14 protein-coding genes are annotated in these 14797 nt (G+C 60.2%); 9 read left to right on the top strand and 5 right to left on the bottom strand.

The window, feature by feature from the left end; all coding sequences use genetic code 11:
• Positions 1-38 precede the first annotated feature (38 nt).
• Together HNQ65_RS14510 and fabV are read right to left on the bottom strand one after the other, a co-directional pair.
• On the bottom strand, positions 39-617 hold the full coding sequence (locus tag HNQ65_RS14510; protein ID WP_184340298.1) for a TMEM175 family protein: 579 nt from the start codon (positions 615-617) through the stop codon (positions 39-41).
• 9 nt (positions 618-626) lie between these two features.
• The gene (fabV, locus tag HNQ65_RS14505) at positions 627-1820 is read right to left on the bottom strand and encodes an enoyl-ACP reductase FabV (RefSeq protein WP_184340297.1); all 1194 of its coding nucleotides are present in this window, start codon (positions 1818-1820) and stop codon (positions 627-629) included.
• 81 nt (positions 1821-1901) lie between these two features.
• On the opposite strand from fabV, the gene HNQ65_RS14500 reads away from it, so the two are divergent.
• The gene (locus HNQ65_RS14500; RefSeq protein ID WP_184340296.1) at positions 1902-2666 is read left to right on the top strand and encodes a class I SAM-dependent methyltransferase; all 765 of its coding nucleotides are present in this window, start codon (positions 1902-1904) and stop codon (positions 2664-2666) included.
• Positions 2667-2671: 5 nt separating this feature from the next.
• Positions 2672-3628: a glycosyl hydrolase family 18 protein gene (locus HNQ65_RS14495; protein WP_184340295.1), complete on the top strand. Its 957-nt coding sequence runs from the start codon at positions 2672-2674 to the stop codon at positions 3626-3628.
• Between the two features lie 89 nt (positions 3629-3717).
• Here the strand turns inward: HNQ65_RS14495 and katG are convergent, their stop codons facing one another.
• Positions 3718-5913, bottom strand: coding sequence for a catalase/peroxidase HPI (katG, locus tag HNQ65_RS14490; RefSeq protein WP_184340692.1), 2196 nt, complete (start codon positions 5911-5913; stop codon positions 3718-3720).
• A 238-nt stretch (positions 5914-6151) separates the two neighbouring features.
• Between katG and HNQ65_RS14485 the strand changes: the two genes are divergently transcribed.
• A complete protein-coding gene (locus tag HNQ65_RS14485) occupies positions 6152-7072 on the top strand; it encodes a LysR family transcriptional regulator (RefSeq protein WP_184340294.1) in 921 nt (306 codons plus the stop codon).
• A gap of 28 nt (positions 7073-7100) precedes the next feature.
• On the opposite strand, the gene HNQ65_RS14480 is transcribed toward HNQ65_RS14485, so the two are convergent.
• Positions 7101-8168 (bottom strand): nucleoid-associated protein, encoded by a 1068-nt coding sequence (locus HNQ65_RS14480; protein WP_184340293.1) that lies wholly within the window; start codon positions 8166-8168, stop codon positions 7101-7103.
• Between the two features lie 250 nt (positions 8169-8418).
• Between HNQ65_RS14480 and HNQ65_RS14475 the strand changes: the two genes are divergently transcribed.
• The 5 genes from HNQ65_RS14475 to HNQ65_RS14455 all read left to right on the top strand — a co-directional run bounded on the left by HNQ65_RS14475 (position 8419) and on the right by HNQ65_RS14455 (position 13542).
• Complete coding sequence (locus tag HNQ65_RS14475; protein ID WP_184340292.1) at positions 8419-8718, top strand: DUF2934 domain-containing protein; 300 nt, start codon at positions 8419-8421, stop codon at positions 8716-8718.
• A gap of 249 nt (positions 8719-8967) precedes the next feature.
• Positions 8968-9663, top strand: a complete 696-nt coding sequence (locus HNQ65_RS14470) for a hypothetical protein (RefSeq protein ID WP_184340291.1) — start codon at positions 8968-8970, stop codon at positions 9661-9663.
• 209 nt (positions 9664-9872) lie between these two features.
• Complete coding sequence (locus tag HNQ65_RS14465; RefSeq protein WP_184340290.1) at positions 9873-11735, top strand: sensor histidine kinase; 1863 nt, start codon at positions 9873-9875, stop codon at positions 11733-11735.
• Positions 11732-12412, top strand: a complete 681-nt coding sequence (locus HNQ65_RS14460) for a response regulator transcription factor (RefSeq protein ID WP_184340289.1) — start codon at positions 11732-11734, stop codon at positions 12410-12412. The genes HNQ65_RS14465 and HNQ65_RS14460 overlap by 4 nt, the downstream gene beginning before the upstream one ends.
• A gap of 47 nt (positions 12413-12459) precedes the next feature.
• Positions 12460-13542 carry an SAM-dependent methyltransferase gene (locus HNQ65_RS14455; RefSeq protein ID WP_184340288.1) on the top strand — a complete coding sequence of 361 codons (1083 nt, stop codon included), beginning with the start codon at positions 12460-12462 and terminating at the stop codon, positions 13540-13542.
• Here the strand turns inward: HNQ65_RS14455 and HNQ65_RS14450 are convergent.
• Positions 13517-13753 carry a hypothetical protein gene (locus HNQ65_RS14450; RefSeq protein ID WP_184340287.1) on the bottom strand — a complete coding sequence of 79 codons (237 nt, stop codon included), beginning with the start codon at positions 13751-13753 and terminating at the stop codon, positions 13517-13519. The genes HNQ65_RS14455 and HNQ65_RS14450 overlap by 26 nt on opposite strands.
• A gap of 333 nt (positions 13754-14086) precedes the next feature.
• Between HNQ65_RS14450 and HNQ65_RS14445 the strand changes: the two genes are divergently transcribed.
• Positions 14087-14794 (top strand): hypothetical protein, encoded by a 708-nt coding sequence (locus HNQ65_RS14445; RefSeq protein ID WP_184340286.1) that lies wholly within the window; start codon positions 14087-14089, stop codon positions 14792-14794.
• The last annotated feature ends 3 nt before the right edge of the window (positions 14795-14797 follow it).

The following is a 14797-nucleotide window of genomic DNA, read 5'->3' as shown; positions in this document are numbered from 1 at the left end:
GTTCTTCATGGAAGGGGATCACCTTGATCCCCTTCCCATCACTCGCACTCGGCCAGCACGCGCTCAATGCGGCGGTCTGGGATGAGCCATACGAGCGCTGCCGCCACGTACAAAAAGGCAGAAATCCAAGCCTGATAAAAGGCGGCAACCATGGCGGCGAGATAGACCAAAGGAGAAAGCTTGCCTTTGAGATCGCTACCCAAGGCGGCGGCCAGTTTGGAATCCCCCTGCCCTTTGAGGATGCAGCCCTGCAGGATGTAGTAGGCGATAGCGGCGCACAGCAGCACCGCACCGTAGATGGCCGTGGGCAGCGGTGCGAGGTGGTTCTCCCCCATCCAGCCCGTGGCAAAAGGGAAGAGGGAGAGCCAGAAGAGCAGGTGCAGATTGGCCCACATGATGGGGCCGGTGACCTTGCGGCAGGCCTTCAGCAGATGGTGGTGGTTGTTCCAGTAGATGCCCACATAGATGAAGCTCAGCACATAGCTGAGAAACACCGGGAGCAGCGGCTTGAGCGCCTCCAGATCGGCGCCATGCGGCACCTTCAGCTCCAGCACCATGATGGTGATGATGATGGCCAGAACGCCATCGCTGAAAGCCTCAAGCCGGTTGGGTTCCATGATCGGGAATTAGGCCAGTGAAGGCACGCCAATGCTGACATCCACCTCGGCATTGTAGTCCACGCCGTCCAAGCCAAAGCCGAAAAGACGCAGGAAGCTGGTCTGGTAGCCTTCAAAGTCGCCCAGCTGCGCCAGGTTTTCGGTGTTCACCTCGGCCCAGCGTTTGCCGACAAGCTCCTGCAGCGCAGGCTTCATTTCCCAGTCGTCCACGCGGATGCGTCCGGCTTCGTCTGGCTGCGGGTTGCCGTTGTAAAGGCGCTCGCGGAAAAGGCGGTCCATCTGCTCAATGCAATCTTCGTGGGAGCCCTCGGCCTTCATGGCCTTATAGAGCAGAGAGATGTACAGCGGCACCACAGGAATCGCAGAGCTGGCCTGCGTGACGAGCGCCTTGTTCACAGAGACCCAGGCCTTGCCCTTCAGGGAGGCCAGCTTGCCATCCAGCACACGCTGCACGCGCTCCAGGTCTTCCTTGGCACGGCCAATGGTGCCGTTCTTGTAGATGGGCCAGGTCACTTCCGGCCCGATGTAGCTGTAGGCCACGGTCTGCACTCCTTCGGCCAGCACGCCAGCGCTCTGAAGCGCATCGATCCACATTTCCCAGTCCTCACCGCCCATGACGGCCACCGTCTGCGCGATCTCGTCTTCGTTGGCGGGCTCGATGGTCACTTCATTGACCACGCCGTTGCCGGTATTGAGGTTCTTGTTGGTGTAGGAAGCGGAGCCAATGGGCTTGAGCACGGACTTGAAGACTTCGCCACTCTTCGGGTGCGTACGGCGCGGGGAGGCGAGGCTGTAGATGACGCAGTCTACCTGACCCAGATCCGCCTTGATGGCTTCGATAACGGTTGCCTTCATGGCATCGGAGAAAGCGTCGCCATTGAAAGAGCGGGCATACAGGCCTGCGGCCTTGGCCTCGGTCTCAAACGCCGCGGAGTTGTACCAGCCTGCGGTGCCGCAGCGCTCGGGCTCGCCGGGCTTTTCAAAAAACACGCCCATGGTAGCCGCACCGGAGCCAAACGCCGCCGCAATACGGGAGGACAGGCCATAACCGGTCGAGGCCCCCACCACGAGCACCTTCTTGGGCCCGTTGGCGATGGGGCCGCGAGACTTCACGACGGCGATCTGTTCAGCGACATGTTTGGCACAGCCGGTGGGGTGGGCGGTGGTGCAGATGAATCCACGGATTTTGGGTGCGACGATCATAGGTAGTTAGTGCGCTGAGCGTTAGCAGCCACAGGGGGGCTGGCAACTTGTTTTCCCACCCGACCTCTGCCACCTTGGGCCATGCCAGCCGCCTCCTCAGCCCCCGAGCAGCGCTTTTCCGACCGTGTGGAAAACTACGTGCGCTACCGCCCCGGCTACCCGCAGGAGATCATTCCTCTGCTGCAGCGCGAGGCCGGGCTCACACCGCAGTCTGTCATCGCCGACATCGGCTCCGGCACCGGCATTTCCGCCGAGCTTTTTCTGAAAGCCGGCTTCAGCGTGCATGCGGTGGAACCCAATGGCGACATGCGCGCCGCAGCGGAGCGGCTGCTGGCACCTTTTCCAAACTTCCACAGCGTAAACGCCAGCGCACAGGCCACCACGTTGCCGGATCACAGCATCGATCTCATCGTGGCCGCACAGGCCTTTCATTGGTTCAACTCGCCTGAGACGCGTTCGGAATTCAACCGCATCCTCAAACCAGGCGGCCACATCGCGCTCATCTGGAACGAGCGCAAACTCGACTCTACCCCCTTTCTTCGCGTTTTCGAGCAGCTGCTTCTCACCTTTGGCACGGACTACACGGCTATCCGCCATGAGAATGTGAATGCTGCTGCACTCGCCTCCTTTTTCAGCGGTCCGTATGCCACGCACACCTTTGCGAATGAGCAACGCTTTGATTTTGAGGGGCTCAAAGGCCGCCTGCTTTCCAGCTCCTACGCACCCGCTGAAGGCCAGCCACGCCATGAGGAAATGATCGCCGAGCTGCGCCGCATCTTCGACGCGCATCAGGTGGCCGGGCAGGTCTGCTTTGAGTATGACACGAGGGTGCATCTGGGACACTGAAGCGCATGAAGATCCCCTTGTTCATCTGCACTCTGCTTCTGACCGCAGTCTCACTGGTGGCACAGCCAAAGGTCGTGGCCTATGTGCCCAACTGGATCGACCTCAAAACCTTCGCGCCACAGATCGACTACGCGAAGCTCACGCACATCAACATCGCCTTCGAAAATCCGGCAAATGCAGAAGGCGCGCTCTCATTCCATGCAGAGAACGATCAGCTCATCCGTCACGCCCGTGAGCATGGAGTGAAAGTCCTCGCCTCCCTCGGCGGCGGGTCCGCTTCAGAAAATAAGTCCATGCGCGAACGCTGGTTTGATCTCATCAGCAACGCCAAACGCGCCCGCTTCGTGACCCGCCTGGCCGAATACACCGGCACCCATGACCTCGACGGCCTGGACATCGACCTCGAAGGCCCGGCCATCAATCACGACTACACTGCCTTCATCCAGGAGCTTTCCGCTGCATTGAAACAGAAAAACAAGCTCCTCACCGCCGCACTCTCCAAAGGCTACGGCGGCAAAGATGTGCCTGATGCTGCACTGACCTGCTTCGATTTCATCAATGTCATGGCCTACGACGCCACCGGCCCCTGGCAGCCGAAGAAACCCGGCCAGCATTCGTCGCTGGAGTTTGCTCAGGCGAATGTGGACTACTGGCTGCAGCGCGGTCTGCCAAAAGCAAAACTCATCCTCGGCGTTCCCTTCTACGGCTGGGGTTTTGGTAAAGCCTTCCGCGACAGCGAGTATCGCTATGCTGACCTGGTCCAGGCCTATCCTGAAGCAGCCACCGCAGATCAGATCGGCGACACCATCTGGTTCAACGGCATTCCAACGATGAAGACCAAGGCCAGGCTCGTGCGCGAGCAAGGTCTCGGAGGCATGATGATCTGGTCGCTGAATTCAGATGCGGCAGGCGCAGACTCTCTTCTCTCTGCGATGCATGCGGAGCTGCAAAGCGTGAAATAAAAACTCATGCCGCGAAGAAAAACCCGCCCCGGCTGCGATGAGCCGAAGCGGGTGCGGTTTTGGGGTGGGAAATCAGCGCCAGTTCAAGCTCAGCGATGGAGGTCAAACCGGTCCAGCTCCATGACCTTGGTCCATGCGGCGACGAAGTCTTTGACGAACTTCTCTCCAGCATCACCACCGGCGTAAACCTCTGCGATGGCGCGCAGCTGGGAGTTGGAGCCGAAGACAAGATCCACAGAGGTTGCCGTCCATTTCACTTCACCGCTCTCACGATCACGGCCTTCGTAAAAGTGCTCGCACATCTTCGACTTGCTCCACTCCGTGCCCATGCCGAGCAGGTTCACAAAGAAGTCGTTGGTCAGCGCACCACGGCGCTTGGTGAAGACACCGAGGTCAGGAAACCCGACGTTGGTCCCAAGTACCCGCATGCCGCCCACCAGCACCGTCATCTCCGGAGCAGAAAGCGTGAGAAGTTGCGCACGGTCCAGCAGCGTCTCCGGCGCCGGGCGGTCAAGCTCGTGGCCGAGGTAGTTGCGGAAGCCGTCCTGCTTTGGCTCCAGCACGGCAAAGGACGCAGCGTCTGTCATCTCCTGGGTGGCGTCGGTGCGGCCAGGGCTGAAGGGCACTTGCACCTCGTGCCCGCCTTTCTTGGCCGCGTCCTCCACAGCCGCACATCCACCGAGCACGATGAGGTCTGCGAGAGACACTTTTTTGCCACCTTTCTGCGCGGCGTTGAAGTCCTTCTGGATCTTTTCCAGCACAGTCAGCACCTTCAGCAGCTGCTCCGGCTGATTCACCGCCCAGTCTTTCTGCGGAGCCAGGCGGATGCGTGCACCATTGGCGCCACCACGCTTGTCACTGCCGCGGAAGGTGGCTGCGGAAGCCCAAGCCGTGGAGACGAGCTGGCCGGTGGTCAGGCCTGAGCCCAGGATGTCTGCCTTGAGACGGGCGATGTCCTGCGTGCCGATGAGTTCGTGGTCCACTTTAGGAACAGGGTCCTGCCAAAGCTGCGGCGGTGCCACCTCGGCCCCCAGCAGACGGGACACTGGCCCCATGTCGCGATGAGTCAGCTTGTACCAGGCTTTGGCAAAAGCGTCGGCAAATTCATCTGGATGCTCCAGAAAGCGCCTGGAGATCTTCTCATACGCCGGGTCTTCACGCAGCGCGATGTCAGTGGTGAACATCATCGGGGCATGGCGTTTGGCGGCGTCGTGCGCATCCGGCACCGCCCCGGCTCCCGCGCCTTTTTTGGGCTTCCACTGCTGCGCTCCCGCCGGGCTCTTGGTCAGCTCCCAATCGTAGGCAAAGAGGTTGGTGAAGTAACCATGGGACCACGCCATGGGGGTGGAGGTCCAGGCACCCTCCAGACCGCTGGTGATGGTGTCTCCGGCGTTGCCTGTGCCATGCTTGTTCTTCCAGCCTAGGCCCTGCTCTTCGAGAGGTGCGCCCTCAGGCTCCGGCCCCACATGGTCGGCGCTTGCGGCTCCGTGTGCCTTGCCAAAGGTGTGACCTCCTGCAATGAGCGCCACCGTTTCCTCATCATTCATGGCCATGCGCGCAAAGGTCTCGCGAATGTCTTTCGCTGCAGCGATAGGATCAGGCTTGCCGTTGGGGCCTTCGGGATTGACGTAGATCAGTCCCATCTGCACTGCGGCCAGGGGCTTTTCCAGTTCGCGCTCGCCCTTGTAGCGTGCGTCTCCCAGCCACTTGCTTTCAGGGCCCCAGTAGATGTCCTCCTGCGGCTCCCACACGTCCTCGCGCCCGCCCGCGAATCCCATCGTCTTGAATCCCATGGATTCGAGCGAGACATTGCCCGCGAGCACCATCAGATCGGCCCAGGAGATTTTCTCGCCATACTTCTGCTTGATGGGCCAGAGAAGGCGGCGTGCCTTGTCCAGATTGGCGTTGTCCGGCCAGCTGTTGAGCGGCGCAAAGCGCTGCGTGCCATAGCCCGCGCCACCACGGCCGTCACTCACGCGATAGGTGCCAGCGCTGTGCCAGGCCATGCGGATAAAAAGCGGGCCATAGGTGCCGTAGTCCGCCGGCCACCACTTCTGCGAGGTGGTGATCACTTCCTTGAGCTCCTTCTTCAAGGCAGCCAGATCAAGCTTCTTGAACTCCTCCGCGTAGCTGAAGCCCGCGCCCATGGGATTTCCCCGGGGCGAGTTCTGGTGGAGGATTTTGAGATTGAGCTGGTTAGGCCACCAGTCTCCGTTGGACATGGCTCCTGCGGCGGTGGTGCGGTTGGGGCCTGCGGCGGCCCCCATGACGGGGCATTGATTCATATCGGGTTTGGGTTGGGTTGCTTTTTCCTGGGCCGTTGCTGGGATGACAGGCGTCAGCATCAGCGCGGCCATCAGGGCCTTGTGTTGCGGTGTTTTCATGGCTTGATGGTTGGGTTCAGGTTCAGTTTCACAAACAAGCGGGAGTCGTAACGCCCTCACAGTGGCCTCCATCAACGAATGCATCCAATGCATTGTCTGAATGCTTGCGATGCACCCTACACATAGCTAATTTGTTCTCATGCGAAGCGAACTAAACCTGCACCTGCTGGAGCAATTCGTGGCTCTGGCTCGCACCAAAAACTTCACCCGGGCAGCGGATGAGCTGCATCTCTCCCAGCCCGCGCTCAGCCGCGCCATCCAAAAGCTGGAGGACCAGCTGGGTGCCCCTTTGTTTGAGCGCAAACCACGTGAGGTGGTGCTGACCGATCTCGGAGAGCTGCTGCTGGAGCGCGCCAAAGAGATCCTCCAGCTCATGGAGGACACCATCTCGGAGCTTTCAGAGGCAGGCCGTCGCGGGCGCATCCGGCTCGGCGCCATTCCCACCATAGCCCCCTACTTTCTGCCTGGGCTGCTGCATACGTTTGCCAAAAAACATCCGGACATCCTGGTGGTCGTTCAGGAGGACACCACGGAAAGCCTCATCAGGCGCTGCAGCCATGGGGAGATCGACCTCGCCATCCTCGCCCAGCCGGTGATCGCGCGGCACCTGGAGGTGGAGCCTTTGTTTGATGAAGAGCTGCTGCTGGTGGTGCCCGTGGACCATCCTCTGGCCTCCGCCAAGAGCGTGAAGATAGAGGCTTTGGAGGGCTTTCCTTTTGTCACCCTCAACGAAGCTCACTGCCTCTCCGAAAACATCGCCTCCTTCTGCCGCAAGCAGTCCGTGCAGCCGGTGATGGTCGAACGCACCAGCCAGCTGGCCACCGTTCAGGAGCTCGTGGCGCTGGACCACGGCGTCTCCATCGTGCCAGAGATGGCGCGCAAGATCGACTCCAGCGACAGGCGCATCTACCGCTCCTTTGCCGGAGAGAAGCCGACGCGGACACTGGCCATGATGTGGAATGCGAGCCGCTTCCAGGGCAAAGCGGTCAAACTGCTGATGGAAGAGCTGCGCAGACTGACGCGGACCCCATCGGCCCCGGTAAACCCGAAGAGCCGTTGAGGCCGCCTTTTCTCATGGTCAGCCCGCCCTAAGACGCGCTCAGGTCCTTGTTATAGTACACCTTCACGTACTTCATGCCCTTGTTGTCGTCGTAGCCACGCTCCAGCTGCGGGTCGGTTTCGCTGACCGCCGGCTTGATGTGGATCTCCACGCCCGTGTCCAGCTTGAGCACGGCTGCAATCTTCTTCTTGGCCTTGGTAAGATCCTTCTTGGAAATCTCAAAACTCTTCTCCAGCGGCTGGCCCTGCTCCTCCTCGATGCGGGCGCGGTGCTCGTCGAACTTGGCGATGACGTCGGGAGATTTGAGCACGGTCTGGCCGAACTCTTCGAGGTCGAATTTCTCGCGGTCTTCAAAGTAGTCGAGCGCATCCTTGGCGGCGGTGGCGGTTTCCCATGGCGGAGTGTCGTCATCAGCGGGCTGCTGCTCTTCCAGGAAGGAAACGGCCATCTTGGCATACGCGTTGGTCAGGAATGCGGAGTCTGGAACGGCCTCCACACCGAGGAATTCGCGCACCCAGAAGCGGGTGTCTCCGCCGCTGCGGTCAAAGGTCAGCACATAGTAGCCCTTCTCCGCCCAGTAGTTCAGGATGAGGCAGCCCTTGTCGATCTTGTCCGGATTGATGCCGTGCTCCGTGCTGAGCTGCAGGTCGCCATTGCGCGGAGTGATGGTGAGGAAGGGCACCACGCTGTCGCTCTTCAGGATGCAGAGCGCATTCACCAGCTCTCCCTCGATGTGCACCTCTTTGAGCATGCTGATGCAGAGATCCCCGGCCTTGATGTTCGGGTGGTTGGACTTGGCGTAGAGGCGCTGGGCGATCTCGACCCCCTTGGGCAATAGCTGATCCTCGTCAGCAAAGATGGCCTTCGCACAGTTGTTAAGCTCATGCTGCTGCAGCGAGGCATGATGCGTGAAGCGGTGGGCGATGCAGGCCTTGAAGGGTTTCAGGAAAAGCCCGGTGAGAGTCTCCTGGTCTCCTTCGGCGATCTGGAACACCTCGCGTGAGGTTTGCAGCGGCTCCTCACGCAGAGGATTGCCGATCTTGGCGAGGACGACTTTGGTGGCGGTGGCGGTGTTAAGGCGGAGTTTGACGGACATGCGGGGCGCGGAGAGTAGAAAGGGAATGCGTTTGGCAAAGGATTAAAAAGAAGAGCGCCATCTGCCATGGCGGACGAGGCATCTTCTATGAAAATAAATAGAAATTTTGTGCCACGACAACTTCCTCGGGGATTCCCCGATGTCACGAACAGGGAGCGGCCAATTGCACTAAAAATTCGTCTGTTCAGAATGCGTGGAAGAGCAAACACGCCCGCTCAGCAGTTCATCAACATCTTAACCTTGAAAAGCCATGAATGCTACAGTGTTCTCATCACCATGCGAGACGTTCAGCTACGGCTCGCACCCTTCGGACAAGGAAATAGCTCTTCTTGCCTTCAAAAATTGGAAAAAAGAGGGCAGCACGCACCTGCGGCCGGAACACTGGATCAAGGCCGAGAGAGAGCTCATGGCTGTTTATGCGTCCCGTAGCGATGACACCGCCAGCGAAGAGTCGGGCCACCTCGATGAATTTTGGGAACGCGAGATGGAGGCCATAGCCTTCCGCTCCACGGACAGCGAAATCGCGCTCACAACAGGAGGCTGGGTATGAGCGAGTCTCTTGCACACCCGGAGAAGCCCTCCCCCGTCAGAGCTGCGCCGGCATCAGCTCCCTACGTGCCCGCTGAAGCTCCACGTGTGCAGCCTCCAGAGGCAGACAGCCGCACCGCGAGCGATGAAATCGCCAGGAGGATAATGCGGCTCACCGGAAACGTGAGGCTGGTTTCACGTGCTGCCCATAGCTGGCACCACTGCGGCATCAACGAATAACTCCAGCAACCGCCACGTTCAGGAGGCAGGCATGAAAAAAAATTTCAGCGCTCCCCGCACTCTCTCAGGAGATTCGCGACATCGCCATTCTCTGCAGGATGCAAGGTATCGCCTGGCCAGGCATGAACGTCGGCGCACACGACGTGCGGCGTCCCAGCAGGGCACTGCAGACTTCAGCCTTTGGATCGAGGAGCCAGTGCGTTTTCATCGGCAGCGCTATCGTCATTTGATTCATCCTCTGCATGGCAAATTCCACCAGACAGCCGCCGTGGTTACCTGCCTGGTGCTGATCCTGCTGGGCTGGCGGGCCGGAGGTGCGTCCTCCATCTCCTCGGAGCGCTGGCTCTACGGCCTCTTCTCAGGCTGGTTCATTGTAGCCATGCTGCGTCTGGGGCTTTTCACCTGCCTCGCGGCGCCTCGCTGCATCAGCTACGCCCAGGGCAGGCTGCACCTCTCAGGCCTGGGCACTCTGCATGCCGGGCAGATCCTGCACTGGAGCATGACACATGGAGTGCGGAGCAGCCCCTGCGCCAGACCAGCACTGCGTCTTGATATCAACTGCCGCTGGCTAGGCTGTGAACGGCACTGGAGCATGCTGCTGGAAGAAGACACGGAGTCAGCTCGTCTGCAGCAGCTCCTTGAGGAGCACTGCCCAGGCCGCGCCGATGCCGCCGCCCATTCGCTTCACGGGGCGATTCAGTTTGAAGCCGGAGTGCTGAGTCACTAGCTTGTTGCATGGCGCGCTCCCCATCCACGCAGTACCAGCAAGCCGCCCCCCCGGGGGAAAAGCCACGCAGCAAAACTGCGCCCATGACCAGCGAGCGCAAAAGATCAGCGGCAGCGCTGAAACCCAAGGTGAGATCTAAGTCTAAAAAGCGGATTGCACCGCCTGAAAACGCGCCAGCCCCCCTTGATGAGATGCCCTTCCGCATGCTCATGGATCATGCCCCAGTGCTGGCCTGGGTGAGCAACACTCAGCAGCAGTGCGTCTGGTTTAACAAATGCTGGCTCGCTTTCACCGGGCACAGCCTTGAGCACGAGATGCTCTGCGGCTGGGAGGACCGGGTGCATCCGGAGGATCTGGCTCGCTGCCACAGGATCCGCCAGATCTCCCACGCCAGGCACGTGCCCTATGCCATGGCATACCGCAGGCGCCGCCATGATGGCGTATACCGCTGGCTGCTCAGCAAAGCCACCCCCTACTTCGACACCGCAGACCACTTTGCAGGCTTCATCGGCATCTGCACGGACATCACCGACTGGAAGCTGGCCGAAGCAGCGGCCCATGACAAAGAGACCCAGCTCAAGCTCATCGCGGACAACACCCCCGCCATGCTGGTGCAGTGCAGCAGGGACCTGCGCTATACATTCGCAAACCGGGCCTATGCCAGCATGCTGGGACTGGAGCCGGAGCAAATCACAGGCAGGCACATCAAGGACGTGCTCGGCCTGGAGGCGTTTGAAATCATCCGCCCAAAGATCAACCAGGTGCTGCGCGGCCGCCGCATCGAATACGAGGACTTGGTGCCCTACCCGCACTCAGGCCGGCGCACAGTGCATGTGGTCTATGTTCCCGAGCGAGACGCCGCAGGCCGCGTCACCGGCTGGCTGGGCTCCATCACCGACATCACCGACCGCCGCTTGATCGAAGACGAACTGCAGCGGGAGCGCGCTTTCCTGCGCCAGGTGATTGATGCCACCCCCAGCCTGGTCTTTGTCAAAGATCAGGACGGACGCTTCCTGCTGGGTAATGCCGCACTGGCCTTAAGCTGCGGCACCACGGTGGAAAAAATCATCGGCAGGACAGACGCCGACTTCCGCCGCACGCCGGAGCAGATTGCACATTTTCAAGCGATCGACCACGAGGTCATGGCGGGTGGCAAGGCACGGCGCATCTCCGAGGAGGAGATCACCCAGGCAGACGGCCAGGTGCGCTGGTTTAGCACGAGCAAGGTGCCGTTGTTCAATGATGCTGGCATGTGCGACAAGATTCTCGGTGTGGCCACAGACATCACTGAACTGCGACAGACGCAGAAGGAGCTGGAGCAGCGCGTGGCAGAGCGTACTGCGGAGCTGGTGGCCGCCAATGAAAAGCTCACGTTACAGATGGAGGAGCGCACCCGGCTGGAAAATGCCCTGCTTGAAATCACCGAGCAGGAGCAGCGCCGCCTGGGCCAGGATCTGCATGACGGCCTCTGCCAGTCGCTCACCGGGCTTGCCTTCATGTCGCGCTCACTGACAAAGAAGCTGGAGGCACAAGGCCTCGAAGGACACGCCGCAGAGGCAGCACGGCTGGCCGAACTGATCCACCAGTCCGTGGAGGAGTCCCGAGACATCGCCAAAGGGCTGCACCCTGTGGTCATGGATTCCGAGGGCCTCGTCTCTGCGCTGCATGAACTGGCGGCGCGCAGCAGCAGCATCATCCCCTGCCGGCTGCGCTGCGAGCAGAAAGTGCCCATCACTGACAATGGTGTGGCGCTGCATCTCTACCGCATTGCGCAGGAGGCGGTGACCAATGCGCTCAAGCACTCTGCGGCAAACTCCATCACCGTGAGCCTGCGCATGCGGCAAAATGTTCTCTCCCTCAGCGTGGCGGATGATGGCTGCGGCCTGCCCGGATCGGATTTTTCCACCAAGGGAATGGGCGTCAGGCTGATGAAGTACCGCGCGGATGTGATCGGAGCGGACTTCGCCATCGGGCCACGCAAAAATCACGGCACGCGCATGACCTGTGTGCTAAAAATGGCTGCCTCAGGACCGTTACAGCAGCAGCCATCCTCCAGCAGCAGTCTCGGATGAAAGCCACCACCTCCCAGCAGGAAAAGCAGCAGCGCATCCTCATTGTGGATGATCATCCCATTTTCAGAAAGGGCATCGTCATGCTGCTGGAGCACGAGGATGACATCGTGATCTGCGGTGAAGCGGAGACCGCCGCAGAGGCTCTCCGGCTGGTGGAGCACCACGACTTTGACCTCGTGATCTCTGACATCTCCCTGGAGGAAACCAACGGCATCGAGCTGGTAAAGTCTCTCAAGGCGCTCAGACCTCACCTGCCGGTATTGGTGCTCTCCATGCACGATGAATCTCTCTACGCCGAGCGCGCGCTGCGTGCCGGGGCACGCGGCTACCTCATGAAACAGGCGCCGCCAGATCAAGTGGTGGCCGCCATCCGGCAGGTGCTGCGAGGAGAGCTGTACCTCAGCGCTGCTGCCAATCTCCTGATGCTGAACAGCTTTGTCTCAGGCAAGGATCATGGCTCCAAAAGCATGGTGGAAAAGCTCAGCGACCGTGAGCTGGAAATCTTTGAGCTCCTCGGCAAAGGGCGCGGCACCAGCATGATCGCGCATGATCTGCGGCTGAGCGTCAAAACCGTGGAGGCCCACCGCTCTCACATCAAGGCCAAGCTCGGCATCAGCACAGCTCCGGAGCTGGTGCGCGCCGCCGTCGAGTGGGTTACGCGCCAGCAGGCGCGCTGAGCACTTGCAGTCCATGCAATGCCGGGCGAGTTGCAGAATAATCACCGATGCCAGAAAGTCCCCCGCAAGACACCACCCCAGCCCTCCAGCCCTGGCTGGCGCGAATCCCTGAAATTTTCGAAGGAATCGCTGAGGAGGTCTTGCTCGGGATCGGCGCTGCATCCAACACACGCCTGGGGCAGGATTATTATCTCATCAAGACCACCGCACCTGCCGCCATCCGGCAGTCCGAGACAGGTAAATTTGTCCGCTGGAACCTGCCCATGGAGCACACCTGGCCCTGCAATCCGCAGAAAATGGAGGGCTTCATTGAGAAAGCTGCACAGACACTGCTGAGAAAATTTGGAGAGCGCCGCCCGCAGGGCATCTTCATCGGCACGCTGCATCCCACCTCTCCGGACAAGTATTACCGCAGCCTGGCGTCCAACCTGCGCGGCCGCGTGCTGCAGCTTTTTCCCAAACTGCCTGCTGACACGGTGGAGGAGCAGAATCCGGAAGCGGAGACCCTTTTCTGCCTGGTTGGGAAAGAGGGCCTCTTCTGTGGCATGCAGAGCCCGCGTGCCTGCAACGGACTCTACCCAGGTGGCAGCAAATACATCGACCAGGATGCACCGGACACCATCAGCCGAGCCGGAGCCAAGATCGCCGAAGCGCTGCACTATCTGCTGCTCTACCGCCCGCCGCTCAAAGAGGGCAGCCACTGGATCGAGCTGGGGGCCTGCCCCGGCGGCATGACCTCCGAGCTGCTGGCCCGAAACTTTCGAGTCACAGCCATTGACCGCGCTCCGCTGGACAAGCGCCTCAACGGGCGTCCAGGCCTGCGATTTTTTCTGGAGGACGTGGCAGCCTTCCAGCCCAAGGCAGGCACCTCCTATGACGCCCTGCTCTGCGACATGAACGGCCCGCCTGAGGAATCCATCGAGCAGGTCATCCGCCTCTCACGTTTCCTCAAAACGGGCGGTCTGGTCGTTTTTACGCTCAAAGTGCCACGCATCGATAACGTGGAGGAGCCCAACGAGCTCTTCCGGCTCATCGTCTCCATGGCCACGGCGGCGGGTCTGCGGCTCTTTGCCCAGACACACCTGACCTACAACCGGCACGAGTTCACTCTTCTTCTGGAGCGGGAATAGCCTCAGCCTCTGTTTGGGAAAGGCCTCCCGGCCCTAGCAGTTCGGCTCCTTTGATCAGGCGGCAAAACTCCTTCTTGGTCACCGTGTGCAGCGTTCCCTGCTTGGTGGCAGGGTCCTTCATCGCCTTGTACTCGATTGAAAGACGCGCCCATTTCACGATGCGGTAATACTCTTCCCCCTGCCTCCAGATCTGACCTTGTGCCAACTTCATGTGCTCCCTTAGCCGCACCACGGCTGTATGCCACGACAATTTGTGGCCGTGGCTGCCGCAGACTGGCTGACAGCCCCCCCTGAACGCCCCCAGCCTGCGAAAAAGCCACCCTGAGCGCTTAAGAAAACGGCAGATGGCACCAAAAGCCGCTGAGAAAGTAAAGATTTCCAAAATAAATGGTAATTCAGGCTTGAGAGTCGGCTTTACTGTTATTATAATTATAATATACCTGATACGTCAGAAGCCAGATCTTCACTGCTGCTCCCGTGGGGATGCCCTTCTCCACCCAAAACCCCCTCCCTGCCTCCTCCGAACAGCCAAGAAAACCCCTGCATGAAAACGCCCCTCAAACTCCCCAAACTCCTCTGCCTAGCCTTGGCACTGGCTTGGATTCCAGGTGCCCAGGCCAGCACGTTTTTCTGGAGCAGTGCCTTCAACGACAATCTTTTCGACAGTGCCGGAAACGCCCTGGACTCCACCTACAGCTTCGAGATTGGCACCTTCGGCTCTTTTGTGCCCACCTACCAGAACGTGGATCAATGGGCGGCCAACTGGCACGTGATTGACCGTGCTTATGACCCGGACCTGAACGGCTGGAACAGCGCCCAGCAGTTCTTCACTGCCACGGTGGACCTGCTGTCTGACAACAGCTCCAATTCTCCTGATGCCGACCCTGCTTATCAATTCAACAAGGACGACATCGCCTATCTCTGGGCCTACAACTCCAAGGACATCGTTCCCACCAGTGAATGGGCCTTGGTTTCCTATGCGGCCGATCCAAGCAACACCGGAGACCCGTGGATCATTCCAGCCCCCTCTGACAGCAACCCTTACAACTGGAACCTGAGTGATGCCCACGTGACTGTCGTCGGCGGTGCTAACAACGTGCAGGGCCCGGGGACCTACTCCGCCAATCCGGGAACCTTCAGCCTGCAGACCACTGTGGTGCCAGAGCCCGGCTCCGCCGTCCTGCTCCTGGCAGCTGCCGCCACCCACCTGATCCGCCGCGCCCGCCGTCTGAACCGCTCGACCCTGCTTTGAGAA

Origin of the sequence: Prosthecobacter vanneervenii, from assembly GCF_014203095.1 — a bacterium.
In the GTDB taxonomy this organism is placed as follows: Bacteria; Verrucomicrobiota; Verrucomicrobiia; order Verrucomicrobiales; family Verrucomicrobiaceae; genus Prosthecobacter; species Prosthecobacter vanneervenii.
This window is presented reverse-complemented; position numbering and strand designations above follow the sequence as displayed.

Excerpts from the sequence above, each read along its gene's own strand:
- HNQ65_RS14500 (WP_184340296.1), top strand. The coding sequence starts at position 1,902 with ATGCCAGCCGCCTCCTCAGCCCCCGAGCAGCGCTTTTCCGACCGTGTG.
- fabV (WP_184340297.1), bottom strand. The coding sequence starts at position 1,820 with ATGATCGTCGCACCCAAAATCCGTGGATTCATCTGCACCACCGCCCAC.
- HNQ65_RS14455 (WP_184340288.1), top strand. The coding sequence starts at position 12,460 with ATGCCAGAAAGTCCCCCGCAAGACACCACCCCAGCCCTCCAGCCCTGG.
- HNQ65_RS14495 (WP_184340295.1), top strand. The coding sequence starts at position 2,672 with ATGAAGATCCCCTTGTTCATCTGCACTCTGCTTCTGACCGCAGTCTCA.
- HNQ65_RS14445 (WP_184340286.1), top strand. The coding sequence starts at position 14,087 with ATGAAAACGCCCCTCAAACTCCCCAAACTCCTCTGCCTAGCCTTGGCA.
- HNQ65_RS14475 (WP_184340292.1), top strand. The coding sequence starts at position 8,419 with ATGAATGCTACAGTGTTCTCATCACCATGCGAGACGTTCAGCTACGGC.
- HNQ65_RS14510 (WP_184340298.1), bottom strand. The coding sequence starts at position 617 with ATGGAACCCAACCGGCTTGAGGCTTTCAGCGATGGCGTTCTGGCCATC.
- HNQ65_RS14470 (WP_184340291.1), top strand. The coding sequence starts at position 8,968 with ATGAAAAAAAATTTCAGCGCTCCCCGCACTCTCTCAGGAGATTCGCGA.
- HNQ65_RS14480 (WP_184340293.1), bottom strand. The coding sequence starts at position 8,168 with ATGTCCGTCAAACTCCGCCTTAACACCGCCACCGCCACCAAAGTCGTC.
- HNQ65_RS14460 (WP_184340289.1), top strand. The coding sequence starts at position 11,732 with ATGAAAGCCACCACCTCCCAGCAGGAAAAGCAGCAGCGCATCCTCATT.
- HNQ65_RS14465 (WP_184340290.1), top strand. The coding sequence starts at position 9,873 with ATGGATCATGCCCCAGTGCTGGCCTGGGTGAGCAACACTCAGCAGCAG.
- katG (WP_184340692.1), bottom strand. The coding sequence starts at position 5,913 with ATGAATCAATGCCCCGTCATGGGGGCCGCCGCAGGCCCCAACCGCACC.
- HNQ65_RS14450 (WP_184340287.1), bottom strand. The coding sequence starts at position 13,753 with ATGAAGTTGGCACAAGGTCAGATCTGGAGGCAGGGGGAAGAGTATTAC.
- HNQ65_RS14485 (WP_184340294.1), top strand. The coding sequence starts at position 6,152 with ATGCGAAGCGAACTAAACCTGCACCTGCTGGAGCAATTCGTGGCTCTG.